Here is a 15,287-nt window from a genome sequence, read left to right as displayed (position 1 = left end):
GCTACTGGTAACACCGGGCCTACCGGCAATACTGGACCTACTGGCAACACCGGGCCTACCGGTAATACTGGACCTACTGGCAATACTGGACCTACTGGATTTAGTCTTCCTGCTGGACCTGCATCTATTACCTTAACTTCTAACGCAACCACAGCGTGTGTATCCACCCAAGGAAATAATACTTTATTTTTTTCGGGTCAAGTATTAGTAAACGGTAGTCCTGCTGCAGGGGTAGTAGTCAGCTTTTCATTTAGTAACCCTTCTCTTGCTTTCATGGTTCCTCTTGCTACCATCACCAATGCTTCAGGTAACTTTACCGCTGTATTTCTATCCGCAAATGGACCTGGAACAGTAATCGTTACTGCTTCACTTCTTGATTCTCCTGGAACAATGGCTAGCGTCACTATTACCATCGTGAATTGTCCGTAATGGTTTTATTTTTATCATTGGGATGTTCCTTTCAAATGAAGTCTTTATTTCTTAACACCCACCGAAAATGAACAGTAACTAAAAAGATTTAGATAGAATATGGTGAACCCCATATTCTATCTAAACAAACTAAGAAGGCCTACTCACACGAGTAGGCTTGTTTGAAACTATGAAAGCTTCGTTAATAACTGATTTAAATCTTTTTTCGTTTTCGTCGTTAATGACTTCATTTTATTAACATCTATCTTTTCTTTCTCCGCTCTTATAATTAATGGATACAAACTTTGTTCAATTGTTTTGTATTCAGTTGGATGTGATGCTTCTATATCTTTTTCAATTACATCCCACTTCTCATTAATTTGTTTTCCAAGTTTATTAACTGTTTCTAATTTAGGATTTGCAGCTAATTGCTTATCTAGGCTTTCAATTAATGTAACGACTTCTTTTACACTTGCTTTCACAGCGACGTTTTTCTTCGGATCTTTCGTTGTCTTTCCGTTATTGTTTGTACTTGTATTTTGATCTGTTGTTTTCCCGCTAGTTGATTGATCATTCGTTTTTCCTGTCGTTTCTTTTTCTGGCGTTTTTCCATTCTGATTTTGAGTTGACGTTTTGCTGTTACTTTCTGTTCCTGATGATTCCTTTGTATTTTTTGCATCCTTATCTGTTTTTTCATTCGAAGAAGTATTTGTGTCTTTTTCACTATCTTTCGTTGTTTTTGACGCTTCATCTGCACTTGTTGTTTTTGCTTCCCCTTCATTTTGTGCCGTTACTTGCTCCTTCTTTTCTGTCTCTTTATCTGCCGAAGGACTACAAGCTGCCATAGTAAGCAATGTACCAATTGTTATCGAAGCGATAGCGACCTTTTTCATTTTCATATAAATCCCCCTATGTTTACTTAATTTATCCTCCCCTTTACGATTCTATTTCTCCTTAAAAAATCCCTTTTCATACGAATTACCATCTTTCCGACAGTAATCTTCATAATAATACGTACAAAAATCGATAAACTTATTTTAATATTCGAGTTTCTTCTACTTCATTTTTCTTCTCTGTAGTAAAAGAAAAAGAGTATATTGTCATATCAAGAATTGCTATCTTCATATGACGATATACTCTCCTATCAAATTTTTATCTTTCTTGACATTTTATTTATACAAAAAAATAAAATTATCCCTAATTTTTTTGTTTCTCAATACTTGTTAACATAATATTTTTATGAATAACCACCATTCGAATGAATTACTTGCCCAGTAACCCACTTCGCTTCTTCACTTACTAAAAAAGCAATTAAGCGTGCAGCATCCACCGGTTCTCCAACTCTTCCTTGCGGGAATTTCCATACTAAATGATGCTGTAATTCCTCAGTAATCCATCCTGTATTCGTTGGTCCTGGATCCACAGCATTAACTGTAATCCCCTTCTCCATAGCAACTGGTGCTACTGACTTTGTAAATGCCTCTATTGCTCCTTTCGTTGCTGCGTATGCAAGTTCATCCGGCATTGGCCCCAATGACTGCCCTGAAGTTAGATTTATAATACTTCCACTCGTTTTGAGTGAATAATGTTTTATAAATAAAGAACTTAATAGCATAGTAGCACGCACATTAACCGTATAATGTTTATCTAGCTGTTCTACATCTAACTCTTCAATTTTCGTATGAGTAGAATAAGCGGCATTATTAATAAGAATAGATGGCTCGCCTAAACGTTCTGATACCATATACAATACACGATTAGGCGAATAAGACTGCGATAAGTTGATTTCTGCCATTTCACATCGAACGCCGTAACTCTCAATCTCCTTTTTCAACAAAAAGGGCTCTTGATCATTCATTCCCCATGGCATCGCTTTATCATACCGAGGCCAGTACGTGAAAAAAATGTCTATCCCATTTTGAGCAAGCACCTTGCATACAGCTGCACCAATTCCATTCAGACGAGTTGCCCCTGTTACAATTGCTATTTTCCTCACCTTTTCTCCTCCATCTATGGATAAATCCCCTGCACGAATACAGAGGATCTACCTTTTTAATTAATATTTGACAATATACGCTCAGCGCCTAATTTTAAAATTTTAATAAAGATATAATTTACAATCGTAAACATTACAAATAAAACGATAAACATAATCCAAAGTCCTACTTGAAGGAAGAAGTATAATACACTTACACCCGCTACAATAACTAAAGCTATTAAAATATTAGCTAAAAAATTCCACAAAGTTGTATATCGACTTTTAAATAATTTCTGTTCTGTATCCCAATGAATATCTGCAGTTTGTGCATCCCAGCGTGTACCGATTAAATTAATTAACAATAAACCGTTCGCACTTAGTAAGAACCAAAGTATCATGAAGACTGGCGAAATACCTGCTACAACTGCCATTGTAATACCGAATACTCCTAAAATGACTACATTAATTAACCAGGCCGTTATCACTTTCGCAAAAAAGATATCCGAAGCTTTTACTGGTAAATAACGATTCACAAACCATGAACTTCCATCTCGAGAAAATGACGTCGTTGCAATAACGTTACTCCCCATTAAAAATAAGGATGCACAAAGGCCAACACCAATTGCGAAACCTGCTGATTCTGGATTATCAATATATCCCGTAATCCATTTTAAATTTCCATCTTGTACAAATAAAACAAAGAACAGCATAATTGGCATAACGAAAGTTTGCACAATACAATTTAAGAAAAATTGTGGCGTGCGGAATAACGTTTTAAATTCTTTTTTCACATACGCTTTTAAATGTGAACTTTGTACTGTTGATTTCTGTAAGCCTTCTGCTGAAATTACCTCTTTCTTTACTGTACTCGTTGAAAGTCCAATAACTCCTTTCAAATATGTACGCTCTGCAATATAGTAAAACAGCCCGAAAAACGCGATAGAAATAAGAATGTATATTAGTACGTATAATATTCCCTTCCACGATGCATTTTCTACTAATCCCATTGCACCAAAATATGTAGTCGGAAAATAATTTGTCATTTGTATGAAAAGGGAGGATTGATTATTTACAAGATAATTCGCAACTGAATCTCCAGCTCCAGATACTGCACTTTTATTTCTCCATTGCATAAATACATTGATTCCGACGATAAATAGTATACTTACGATTCCAATAAATATACTTCCTCGATCTTTATTTTTCGCTATATTCGTATACCTCATAATAATTGTCATAATTAACGAAGCTAGCACTAACGGAACGATAGGGAAGAATATGTAAATGACAACCATATAAATGTAATATGTAATGAAAGCACCACTCTTTAAACCGTAAGTAATAAAGATAGGCCATAAAATAAACGAGCTCATTACGTATTGTGTAATTAACACTGTAAAGAACTTTGCCGAAATAATTTGCGCTGGTTTTAACGGTAACGGTAGTAACATTTCAACATCATTACTATAGTAAAACACTGTTAAAATATTCATAATACTCATCAAAAATACCCATATACTAGCAATAGCTAATCCCATTGCAATAATAATCCCTGGATCCTGTCCTAGATGTATCATTCCTTCATACATTCCGTGGGTCATCGAACCGAATATTAAAAAACCTACAAATAATATTGCTGCAAATGAAAATAAATAAGCCCATCGTTTCTTTTTATCTGTTATGAAATCTGCATAATTTAATTTCAATAATACCTTCGTTAACGTCCAAATTTTACTCATTGCCCGTCATCTCCAAGAACATTTTTTCAAGTGATTCATTGGATTTAAACTGATCTCTCATTTCATTTAAATTCCCTTTAAACTGCAAATTGCCCTTATTAATAATAGCGACGCGGTCACATATTTTTTCCGCCACTTCTAATACGTGTGTAGAGAAAAATACAATCTTCCCTTTATCTGCATGTTCTCTCATCATTTCTTTTAAAATATATGCAGATTTCGGATCAAGCCCTGTTAATGGTTCATCTAAAATCCACACATCCGGCTCATGTACAAGCACACCGATAATAACAATCTTTTGTCTCATACCGTGTGAATAACTTTGAATTTGATCAGATAAAGCATTATAAAGATCAAACTTCTTTGCTAATGACTCTATTCGTTCTTGTCTTACTTCCTTCGGTACTTCATACATATCAGCCATAAAGTTTAAATATTCAATTCCTTTTAATCGCAAAAACATATCCGGGCTATCTGGAACATAGCCAAACGTTTTCTTCGCTTCCATCGGATCTTTCATAATATCTTTACCATTGATTGTAATGGTTCCTTTGTCCACTCCATGAATACCAGTAATCATCTTAATTGTCGTTGATTTACCCGCACCATTCGGTCCTAAAAACCCAAAGATTTCTCCGCTCGGTACAGATAAACTTAAATCTTTTACTGCGTAGTTAGATCCATTATAACTTTTTGACACATTCAAAATTTCGATCATTACATCCAATCCTTTCCTTAATTACCAATTAACTATATCAGCATTATAGCATACTTATATTTTTAGATTTTTATAATTTTTCGATTTTTTCCTTATACATTTTATCCTTTAAAATATATATAAGCCCCTAGTCCAACTATTAAAACAACAGCTAATATAATATAAATCATCGTAAGCCTTCCAATATTTCCTTTCGTTGATTTACTATAATTTTCATCGCCATTTCGCCCAATTAATATCGTTCCAATTACAGTGATTACTACAAGTAATAATACAATCAATATCCAAGTTATCATTCTTTTTCCCCTCCTTACATCCATTTTACGATATTTTCCTTTTTATTTTACAGAATATTTAACCTTTTTTACTATTATTATGAAACAAACTACAAAACTATTATTACCATTAATTTCTACATGTGATATATTTATAACATATAGTGATTTATCCCGCATTAACGCGCAGTAAGACTCCCACCTCAAAATTTGGCTGTAAAGCAACGAGGTTAGGTGGGAGATCCACTGCCCGTAAATGCCCGATTGGTGTGGGCTAATAATCAGTGGGGGATGCCCCCCACTGATTAAAGCTTCACTTTATTTCTAACACCGAAAGGAGCATCAATCATGAAGACGATTTGGATAAAATATTTAGGATTTCTCGGTTTCTTTGGTTTTCTCGGATTTTTTTATGAAAAAGGATTGTTTACTATGTTCTGTTTTTTCTCCTTTTTCACGACATATAGAAAAGTTCGTCATGATGAGCTATTTGAACAAATTGTCAATAAATCGTGCCGAAATGCATTCATTGTTGCACTATTAACTACCACTATCATTATGTTTATTGAAATGCTATTTCCAAATCCTGTTTTACAAGAAATTGATATCGCTATTATTTTCAGCACACTCATTCTTACATTCGGATTCTCTATTTTCTTTTACGATAAACCAGTTGATGAAATGGAAGATGCACCATGGCGTTCCTAACAAAAATAAAAGAATATCGCGCCAAATTGAATTTGACACAAGAAGATTTAGCGAAGAGCGTTGGTGTACGTCGTGAAACGATTAGCCATCTCGAAAAAGGAAAATATAATCCTTCATTGCAGCTTGCTCACGATATAGCGAAGGCACTGCATAGTACGATTGATGAGATATTTATTTTTGAGGATTAATTAAGGACACAAAATCGCCAGAATTACATAAAAATACCGGCACCCTTCCCATGAAGAATACCGGTATTTCTCATTTATCCCGCTATTTGCTGGCAGTAAGACTCCCACCTCAAAATTCAGCTGGAGCGAAGAAGTTAGGTTGAAGCCCTGCTTGCCCGTAAACGCCCGATTGGTGTGGGCTAATAATCAGTGGGGGATGAACAAAACCCCCACTGATTAAAGTTTCACTTTATCACCCATACAAAACAGCATGAAATACGCCTAACAGTAAGTATTGATCCTCTATATAATCCTCATCATACACATTCATCTCGATGCAATACATATCTTCCTCAAGACGAATATTCCAATCTGCGATTACATAGCCCTTTCGTAATAACTTTCCAAGCCCAAGTGAAGTTTTGTGAACAACATATTCTTCTCTCTTATATGTAAAGGTAAATAAGAAATTTGCATCTAATAACTTTCCGTCACATACAATTATTTCATGCTCTGCATCATTATTATCGATGTACGTTACTAAAATCCTTCTTTGACGCTGCCTACTTATATCCTTTGCAATGACGCGAATATTGTCCTTACTATCCTTTATTTCATAAATGATATTGCTACCAACTTTTGGAATGAAGTCTAGTACTTTCATCAACGTATTTTTATAATAGCCCCGTACTACGCCTACTTGTTTACTTCCATTGTAAACCTCTATTGGCTTCATGTCCGCTTTACTATCACACAGTCGTTTGTAAGAAAGCTGCATCATTCGCTCTCCTCTTAAGTACTGATCAAACGTCACAGGATATTCTATCGCGCACAGTTCCTTGTTTAGCTCATATAAATAGCGTTGAACGCTCTCTACTAATGTTGTAGTAGAGATACGCTCCTGAAGTTCAAATTGTTGCCAACTGGAAGAAATCCTCCACTGATCGTCCTCTTCATAAAAGAAGCCAAGAATTATCTCATCACGTTCAATCGTTTCATAATTCATATGTACGTTCTGCCCGTGTTGCACTTGTTCCATCCACTGTCCTAAATAAATGCCGAGCTCTGCGACCTTCATGCATGACTTCTGAAAAAGTACTCTGTCACCCACACAAATTGTTAAATCCCCTTCAATAAAGCCCTTAGTATAAGCAACATACCGTGGCTCATCCTTCTGCGGAATAGCCTTGTCTAACTCAAATAAAAACGTTAACATCTTTCACTCACCTCTAGTTGTTACACAGTTCATACCTATAAATTGACCGCAACTCAAATTATATCAACGATTTTTCCAATATATCTACCGTAACTCAAAATATATCAACGATTTTTTCGATATATCGACGATTCGACAAAGAATATCAACTTATCGACAAATATCAACATAATTAAAATGAGGCTACCTTTTCTTCCGCCACTTCCACAATTTCTAAAATTTGCAGCAGACTCTCCACTTCATAAGTCGGCTTAACACTTGTCGTATTCTCTTTTACATTCGGATTATACCAACACGTATCAATACCGTAATCTTCTCCGCCTTTCATATCAGAAGTTAGCGAATCTCCAACCATTAGTACACTTGATTTATCCGTAATCCCAAGCTTTTCAAATGCATAATCAAAAATCTCACGTGCCGGTTTTTGATGGCCAACTTCTTCTGAAATAATAATATGATCAAAGAAGTTACATAAAGGCGAATTTCCAATTCTAGATTGTTGTACTTTTGTATATCCGTTCGTAATAATACCTAACTTGCAATCTTGAAGATTCTCACATAATTGCACTGCACCTTCTATAAGATGTACTTCTTTTCCTAAGTTTTCAAGGTATACATCACTAAATTGCTGCGCGTCTACTTCTATATTATGAAGAGCAAATAATTGTCTAAATCGATCTACCGCTAATTCACTTAGCGTAATCATTTTATTCTCTAAATCTCTCCATAATCCATTACTAATCTCTTTATAACTTGCAAGATAATCATTATACCCTGTAGGCATGCCAAACTGTACAAACGCGTTATGTAATGCGTTTCTTTCCGTTTCAGGGAAATCTAATAATGTATCATCTACGTCGAATAATATTACTTTGTATTTCATGATGTTCTCCTCAATTCCTATATTCTCATAGCTTAATTATAGCAACAATAATAAAAGGAGGCTAATCCAATCAGCCTCCCTCCTCATTATTTATCTTCTAACAATAATACTTTCATTTCCTCTAACGATTCTTTCGTAAAGCCAAGAGCCTTTTCAGCATACGCTTCAACTGAACCATATTGCTTTTTAACTTCATCAATCGCAGCTTGTAAATACCCAGCACGCGCTTCAAACATTGCACCTAATATCGCTCTACTTTCATCGTTTTGTAATTTCGCACCTAAAAATGCCATCATTTTTTCGTTTAACTTCTCACGGAAACCGTTACTTAATAAATAGTCTTCCATTACTGTTTTTTCCGGCACACCTAATAGAAGTAATAATAGTGCTGAACCAAATCCAGTACGGTCTTTTCCAGCTGTACAGTGGTTTACTAATGGTAAGTTTTCCGGGTTTTGCGCGAGTTTTAAGAAGCTCACGAATGCTTCATTACCACTTACGAAATCTTGATTCATTTTCACAAGGTACTCACCTGGTTTCCCTAACATAGAAAGGTCACCAACTTGGAAAAATTCATTTATATTTAAGTCCTTCGCCAAGTCTTGCATAACTGGTAAGCACACTTGACGAGCACCTGTAATCTCTGGGTTCGGCTTATGTTTCACTTCAAAGTCTGTACGGTAATCACAAATTAACTTTAAGCCAGACTTTTTTAAATACTCGATATCCCACTCCGTTAGTCCTGCTAATTCTTCAGAACGGTACAACTTGCCCCATTTTACTTTACGGCCTTCAGTCGTTTCATAACCTCCCATATCACGGAAGTTAAACGCTCCTTGTAATGGTAATCTACGCTCAGCTACTGTCACTACTTGTCCATTACTTGCTACTAGTCTAAAATATGGACGCTCATTTTCACTTAGATTTTCAATTGTATATGATGATTCTCCATTTACCGTTGCAAGTAATTCTCCATTTTCCTCAATATGATCTGGTGAAGTACTCCAATAAATGCGAACTTCTTCTATATTATTTTCCCACTTTATATGTAACTTATTATCTTCATTTCGTTCTACAGTTGCTTGTAGCCAATTTCTTTGCTGCTCCATTCTTTCACCAACGCTTTCTTCGTATAGTCTAATCCTTCTCTATTGTATTATAGGAAAGTATACTTTGTCGTTTCGTTTTTTCTTTTTATCTTACAAACATGCAAAAATTCCCTTTACTTGTTCAAAATTTGTACACGGATTTCCCGCTAAATGAGTTCCAGAGTATACATCATTCATTCTCCTAAAACTTCCTCACATATCGCTCGGCAGAACTCAGCAGCTGACATCCGTTCTTTTCAAAAATATCCTTCATCCACTCATTTTGTACATTCGTCTCGCCAATATAATAAGATGCGCCTATTTCCTTTAAGACAAACATCGCCCCTATAAATAATGCTGCTTCATACCCCTTATTTCGCATATTTGGAGCGACTGCGAAATACATAAGTTTCCCTTCTTCTAACGTACCTCTTTCAATATATGGGATGACAATTCCTATCGGCTCTTCATTTGCAACAGCTGTTAAACAATGTTCTTTCCATTGTCCACCAATTTCTTGTTCCATCAAATTTACAAATTGATCATAATCGATTTGTTCTCCCATCACTTCATTCCACAGTGAATAAAAAGCGTCTTCGCCTATCTCTTCAATAAGTTTAAAATCAATTTCACTTTCTATATCATCGACTTCATGTATATCTTTAAACACAATAATGTTCTCAGCAATAAATTCAAATGAATACGTTACGAAGTATTTCTTATACACATCATAATTTGGGCTTTTTGAAGAGATTTCAAAATGTAGTTTTTCTAATCCATCTTTTTCAGCCTCAGCAACGCAATATTGCATCATCTCTTCTAATTGCTCTTCTGTAAAAACCTCTGCATTATTTTCTTTTATCATTATAGAAGAAGCACTTCTTCTTATTTTAAAATGTTTTTCTAACTGTTCTATAGTCGTCATATTCTTCCCTCATCTATGTCATACTCGAATTTCTAATGGTTCTCCTTGCATGAGCAGGATTGTCCTTGAATATATAGAATACTAGAAAAGATCGCATCTTTAAAGTGCGGGGGAGGTTCTCCATTGGATATTACAGCGCTGCAACAACAGTTAGAGCTTATACAACAAAATGACTATACGCAACTGCAACATATAGATATAAATGAGTTAACAACGAATATACTTCGAAATATCGGAACGACTGATAGTTACGTTCGTTACCAACTTATATATAAATGTTTTACGCATTTTATTCATCATGAATTCCTTATGGACGATCAACTGAAATTACTTCTACAAACTTGTTTAAGTGATGAGTATTTATATTGTAACATTTACTCCCCACATACAGATGGAGTTTTCACACGTTCTTACACTGTTTCTTTAATTGCGTTAATACTCCAATTCGCCAACTCGCACTACTTTTTTACAGAGGAGGATATCGAGGAAATAAAAAATAAAATCATTACATATACAAACTTAGAAATGGATTTTCGAGGCTATATTGAAAATAAAGGTTGGGCTCATTGTATCGCCCACGTATCTGATGCCTTTACTGAAATTGTTCACAATTCCTATACGACCTTTGAGTGGTATGAAGAATTAATTCACTGTTTATTAAATAAAATTTTTATTCCATCTGATCTTTTTCATAATAATGAAGATGAACGCATTGTTACTCCGTTACTATCAATGCTGTATCATGATTTCTCGCAAGATGAGTTAATTTCAATTATTCAAAAAAAAATAAAAAGGCTTCCTCAAATTAGAAAACGCCTTTCGCTTAATGAGTATTGTATTTTATGTGCCAACATTAAAACCTTTTTACGCACATTATTCTTTAGAACAAAAGATGATCATAACCTAGCCTTTACAGCACATAAAACAGAAAGAATGTTAAAAGAACTTCCTAACTATTATTAAAAATAAGGAGAACAAATATGGGCTATATTGAAGACGTAAGAAATCTAGTAGGAAATCACCCACTCATTTTAATTGGATCACACGCCATTATATTAAATGAGAAAAATGAAATATTACTGCAGCTCCGTACAGATTTTAACCGCTGGGGTATTATTGGCGGCGCCTTAGAATATAGCGAGACGTTAGAAGACGCTTTAAAGCGCGAAGTATTTGAAGAAACTGGACTTATCATTAGAAATCCAGAACTATTCCGTACATACTCAGGACCCGATTTCTTTCAAATCTATCCAAACGGCGATCAAGTACATGGTGTACTTGTTATTTATATTTGCCGTGAATTTCAAGGTGAGCTTATATGTGATCAAACTGAATCAAGAGAATTACGCTTCTTTCCGCTTGATGAGTTGCCTAGCAATCTTCCTCCTGTTATTGAGAGGATTATTGCAGATTTCCAACAAAAACAAGGGAACGCTTAACGTTCCCTCTCAAATCCAATCCGTTTTTTTATTTCCGCTAAATTCACCCTCGCAATAGCTCGTGCCTTCTCAGCACCTTTTTCTAACGCCTCATATAATAAATGAGGCTCATTCATATACTTAACGTATTTTCCGCGAGAGTCCGCTAACTCACGGTCTACAACGCGGAATAACTCTTTTTTCACATCACCCCAACCAATTCCGGTCTCATACTTTTCACGCATCGACTGAATTTCATCTTCTGTCGCAAATTCTTTATAAATCATAAATAACGTTTCAAGTTCTTTCGGTTCATTCGGAAGTGACGAATCTGTTTTTATTTTAAATATTAACTTTCGGAGTTTTTCTCGCTCTGCAAAAAGCGGGATAACATTCCCGTAACTTTTACTCATCTTTCTTCCATCAAGACCAGGTAAAATCGCTCCTTCTTCTTGTATCACATACTTTGGAAGCGTAAATGTCATGCCAAATGTATGATTAAAATACGTCGCAATATCACGAGCAATTTCAATATGCTGGATTTGATCCTTTCCGACAGGTACATGAGTTGCTTGAAATAATAAAATATCCGCCGCCATTAAAATCGGATACGTATATAATCCCATATTCACTCCAGCATCTATCTCTAATCCCGCTTCTTTATTTTGTTCTACCTTCGCCTTATACGCATGAGCACGATTCATAAGTCCTTTCGGAGTTAGGCAAGCTAATATCCACGCTAATTCTAAAATCTCCGGCACTTCTGTTTGTCGATAGAAAATAACATCTTCTCCAAGTCCGAGTGATAACCAAGTAGCAGCTACCTCTTTCGTATAACTACTAAACTTCTTTGGATCATGCACAGCATTTAATGCATGATAGTCAGCTATAAAATACAATGCTTTTCCTTCATTATTCTTTGACATTTGTAATGCAGGTTTAATCGCTCCAATATAATTTCCTAAATGCGGATATCCTGTCGGCTTAATTCCTGTTAACATAATTTTTTCACTCATCCTAACTCCTCCTTTCTCAAAATAAAAAACAAAAAGAGCCCCTCATCCTTAAAAAGGACGAGAGACTCCCGCGGTACCACCTTAATTAGCTATATTATAGCTCACTTCAACTTCTTAACGTGAAGTAACCGTCTTCGCCTACTCATTTCAGCTAGAAGCTCCAGAGCCCATTCCATATTCATCCCTTACTGATTCCCACCACATATCAGCTCTCTGAAAAGTTTTGAATATGTACTCTTCTCTTTCATTGCTTTTTAGTTATTTTTTACATTTTATCACATTCGCATTTCAAATAAACATATATTTTCCATTTTACATAGCAGGAATTTCCACTTTAATTGTCTAATACTATATAGGTTTGCAGAAATAATCGAAACAGCTTTGGAGGTTTTTTTATGGTAAAATACATATCAATTTTAGGCTCTACAGGTTCAATTGGTACATCTGCATTAGATGTAGTTTCAGCTCATCCAGAACATTTTCAAATTGTCGGTTTAACCGCAAATTATAATATTGACCTGCTCGAAAAACAAATCGAAACGTTTCAGCCTCGTATTGTAAGCGTTGCGACAAAAGAATTAGCGGACACACTTCGTACGCGCATTTCTACAAATACGAAAATTACATATGGAACTGATGGGTTAATTGAAGTAACTACTCATACTGATACAAATCTTGTATTAAGTTCAGTTGTCGGTGTTTCAGGATTACTCCCAACAATTGAAGCATTAAAAGCGAAGAAAGATATTGCCATTGCTAATAAAGAAACATTAGTTGCGGCTGGACACATCGTAACCGAATTAGCGACACAAAACGAGTGCCGATTAATTCCAGTTGATAGCGAACATTCAGCTATCTTCCAATGTTTAAACGGAGAAAATAATAAAGAAATTGAAAAATTAATTGTTACAGCTTCTGGCGGCGCTTTTCGTGATAAAACACGTGAAGAAATGAACACATTACAAACAAAAGATGCTTTAAAACACCCAAACTGGTTAATGGGCGCAAGACTAACGATTGACTCTGCTACATTAATGAATAAAGGCTTTGAAGTGATGGAAGCTAGATGGCTATTTGATATTCCTTACGACAAAATTGATGTCATGATTCATAAAGAAAGCATTATTCATTCCTTAGTAGAGTTTATTGACGGATCAGTCATGGCACAACTCGGTGCTCCTGATATGAGAATGCCGATTCAATATGCGGTTCCACTACCCTACTCGATTACCTTCTGCCTATGAAAAATTAAACTTATTAGAAATCGGTAGTTTACATTTTGAAAAACCAGATTTAGAGAAGTTCCCATGTCTACAATACGCATATGAATGTGGCAAAATTGGCGGTACAACTCCAGCTGTATTAAATGCAGCGAACGAAATTGCAAATGCACTATTTCTTAAAAATGAAATTGCATTTTTCGATATCGAAAAGACGATTTACAAAACCGTTGAGGCTCATCATAACGTAAAAAACCCTTCTTTAGACGCTATATTAGAAGCTGATCAGTGGGCACGCCAATATGCAAATCAATTGTTAATGAAAAAGAGCTAAAACAGAATCCATCTGTCTTAGCTCTTTTTTACGTATTTAATTTTATAAATCTATAACTGTGCGTAACTAACACTTTTAATATCGCATATCCTGGAATTGCTAAAATAACCCCCATAATTCCAAATAAATTTCCGGCAGTTAAAATAATAAAAATGATAGTAATTGGATGAATATCTAACTTTTTGCCCATTACTTGTGGTGAAATAAATTTCCCCTCTGCTAATTGTACAACCATCATGACAATAATTACTTTTAAAATCATTGCTGGCGAATCAATAAAAGCGATAATTAACGCTGGCGTTATAGCGATAATTGGCCCTACATACGGAACAACGTTTACAATCATCGCCAAAATAGCAAGTAATACAGCGTATTTAATGCCGATTATTAGATAACCAATGAATAGCATAATACCGATAAATAGACTAACAATAATTTGACCTCTAATATACGAACTAATCGCATAATGCATATCATCTAGTATTCTCTTCGCAGCTGGTCGTCTTTGCTCAGATATAAACTTTAAAAAATGATTCGGTAATTGCTCACCATCTTTTAAAAGATAGAACAAAATAAATGGAACCATTACAAATGTTAAAACAACTTCAGTAAGTGTACTTAAAAATCCAGTTACATTTCCTGTTACTGATGATAATGATTTTGTAAAGTTCATTGTAGAATCTTTTACGATATTAGCAACATCAATATTTAAACTTTCCTGCATTCTACCAATTACATTACTTTCTCCAAATTTGCGTGCTGCCCTTTCGATTTCATGACCGAAATATGGCAAGTTATCTATCAAGGTATTAACTTGATCTTTAATAATTGGAATAACCGTCACCGCAAGAAAAACAAATAATCCAAGAACCAGTATATATATCGAGGCAATTGACACAATTCTCGAAACACCTTTTCTTTCTAAAAGAGAAACGAATGGATGCAATATATAAAATAGTACTCCCGCTAATAATACTGGGAAAAAGATTGTTTTTAAAAATACGACGAACGGTGTAAAGACGAATGATATTTTTGTAAGTAATAGTATATTTACAAACAGCAACGCGAATCCAAGTAGTACAGCTAAATAATTTTGTTCTTTAAAAAACTTTTTCAACTTATCTCTTTTTCTTATATTTACTTTCTCCAAGTGTACCACCTCTCTAATTAGGAAAAGCCCTAAAAAGGGCTTTA

At 35.0% G+C, this 15,287-nt stretch carries 16 protein-coding genes, 1 pseudogene and 1 other annotated feature; of the genes and pseudogenes, 5 read left to right on the top strand and 12 right to left on the bottom strand.

Features of this window, described 5'->3' with window-relative positions; all coding sequences use genetic code 11:
- Positions 1–197: 197 nt before the first annotated feature.
- The 6 genes from MR071_RS22915 to MR071_RS22890 all read right to left on the bottom strand — a co-directional run bounded on the left by MR071_RS22915 (position 198) and on the right by MR071_RS22890 (position 5,139).
- Positions 198–413: a hypothetical protein gene (locus tag MR071_RS22915; protein ID WP_242238086.1), complete on the bottom strand. Its 216-nt coding sequence runs from the start codon at positions 411–413 to the stop codon at positions 198–200.
- 183 nt (positions 414–596) lie between these two features.
- On the bottom strand, positions 597–1,307 hold the full coding sequence (locus tag MR071_RS22910; RefSeq protein ID WP_242238085.1) for a hypothetical protein: 711 nt from the start codon (positions 1,305–1,307) through the stop codon (positions 597–599).
- A 338-nt stretch (positions 1,308–1,645) separates the two neighbouring features.
- Positions 1,646–2,404, bottom strand: a complete 759-nt coding sequence (locus tag MR071_RS22905) for an SDR family oxidoreductase (protein WP_105587300.1) — start codon at positions 2,402–2,404, stop codon at positions 1,646–1,648.
- A 56-nt stretch (positions 2,405–2,460) separates the two neighbouring features.
- Positions 2,461–4,125, bottom strand: a complete 1,665-nt coding sequence (locus MR071_RS22900; RefSeq protein WP_242238084.1) for a putative ABC transporter permease subunit — start codon at positions 4,123–4,125, stop codon at positions 2,461–2,463.
- Complete coding sequence (locus MR071_RS22895) at positions 4,118–4,843, bottom strand: ABC transporter ATP-binding protein (RefSeq protein ID WP_242238083.1); 726 nt, start codon at positions 4,841–4,843, stop codon at positions 4,118–4,120. Before MR071_RS22895 ends, MR071_RS22900 begins: the two co-directional genes overlap by 8 nt.
- A 101-nt stretch (positions 4,844–4,944) precedes the next feature.
- The gene (locus MR071_RS22890) at positions 4,945–5,139 is read right to left on the bottom strand and encodes a hypothetical protein (RefSeq protein ID WP_105587303.1); all 195 of its coding nucleotides are present in this window, start codon (positions 5,137–5,139) and stop codon (positions 4,945–4,947) included.
- A 327-nt stretch (positions 5,140–5,466) separates the two neighbouring features.
- Here MR071_RS22890 and MR071_RS22885 point away from each other — a divergent pair, with 327 nt between their 5' ends.
- Entirely contained in the window at positions 5,467–5,826 is a 360-nt protein-coding gene (locus MR071_RS22885; RefSeq protein ID WP_105587304.1) for a DUF3796 domain-containing protein, read from the top strand.
- Positions 5,814–6,014 (top strand): helix-turn-helix transcriptional regulator, encoded by a 201-nt coding sequence (locus MR071_RS22880; protein ID WP_105587305.1) that lies wholly within the window; start codon positions 5,814–5,816, stop codon positions 6,012–6,014. The genes MR071_RS22885 and MR071_RS22880 overlap by 13 nt, the downstream gene beginning before the upstream one ends.
- A 232-nt stretch (positions 6,015–6,246) precedes the next feature.
- Here MR071_RS22880 and MR071_RS22875 read toward each other — a convergent pair whose 3' ends face one another.
- From MR071_RS22875 to MR071_RS22860, 4 genes are all read right to left on the bottom strand, one after another.
- A complete protein-coding gene (locus tag MR071_RS22875) occupies positions 6,247–7,209 on the bottom strand; it encodes a tubby C-terminal domain-like protein (protein WP_105587306.1) in 963 nt (320 codons plus the stop codon).
- Between the two features lie 172 nt (positions 7,210–7,381).
- On the bottom strand, positions 7,382–8,092 hold the full coding sequence (locus MR071_RS22870) for a YjjG family noncanonical pyrimidine nucleotidase (protein ID WP_105587307.1): 711 nt from the start codon (positions 8,090–8,092) through the stop codon (positions 7,382–7,384).
- 86 nt (positions 8,093–8,178) lie between these two features.
- On the bottom strand, positions 8,179–9,201 hold the full coding sequence (locus MR071_RS22865) for a tyrosine-protein phosphatase (RefSeq protein WP_105587308.1): 1,023 nt from the start codon (positions 9,199–9,201) through the stop codon (positions 8,179–8,181).
- A 181-nt stretch (positions 9,202–9,382) separates the two neighbouring features.
- Positions 9,383–10,105, bottom strand: coding sequence for a GNAT family N-acetyltransferase (locus tag MR071_RS22860; protein ID WP_242238082.1), 723 nt, complete (start codon positions 10,103–10,105; stop codon positions 9,383–9,385).
- Positions 10,106–10,228: 123 nt separating this feature from the next.
- Here MR071_RS22860 and MR071_RS22855 point away from each other — a divergent pair, with 123 nt between their 5' ends.
- Together MR071_RS22855 and MR071_RS22850 are read left to right on the top strand one after the other, a co-directional pair.
- On the top strand, positions 10,229–11,068 hold the full coding sequence (locus MR071_RS22855; RefSeq protein WP_242238081.1) for a DUF2785 domain-containing protein: 840 nt from the start codon (positions 10,229–10,231) through the stop codon (positions 11,066–11,068).
- Positions 11,069–11,085: 17 nt separating this feature from the next.
- On the top strand, positions 11,086–11,544 hold the full coding sequence (locus tag MR071_RS22850; RefSeq protein WP_242238080.1) for an NUDIX hydrolase: 459 nt from the start codon (positions 11,086–11,088) through the stop codon (positions 11,542–11,544).
- Here MR071_RS22850 and MR071_RS22845 read toward each other — a convergent pair.
- Positions 11,541–12,539, bottom strand: a complete 999-nt coding sequence (locus tag MR071_RS22845; RefSeq protein ID WP_105587312.1) for a tryptophan--tRNA ligase — start codon at positions 12,537–12,539, stop codon at positions 11,541–11,543. The genes MR071_RS22850 and MR071_RS22845 overlap by 4 nt on opposite strands.
- Before the next feature lie 50 nt (positions 12,540–12,589).
- Positions 12,590–12,796, bottom strand: a binding site (T-box leader).
- Between the two features lie 138 nt (positions 12,797–12,934).
- Here MR071_RS22845 and MR071_RS22840 point away from each other — a divergent pair.
- A pseudogene (locus tag MR071_RS22840) lies at positions 12,935–14,093 on the top strand (1-deoxy-D-xylulose-5-phosphate reductoisomerase).
- A 28-nt stretch (positions 14,094–14,121) separates the two neighbouring features.
- On the opposite strand, the gene MR071_RS22835 reads toward MR071_RS22840, so the two are convergent.
- A complete protein-coding gene (locus MR071_RS22835; RefSeq protein WP_142395920.1) occupies positions 14,122–15,243 on the bottom strand; it encodes an AI-2E family transporter in 1,122 nt (373 codons plus the stop codon).
- Between the last annotated feature and the right edge of the window lie 44 nt (positions 15,244–15,287).

Source organism: Bacillus cereus group sp. BfR-BA-01316, assembly GCF_022664195.1.
GTDB lineage: Bacteria > Bacillota > Bacilli > Bacillales > Bacillaceae_G > Bacillus_A.
The sequence above is the reverse complement of the archived record's forward strand: the minus strand, read 5'-3'. Positions and strand labels throughout refer to the sequence as shown.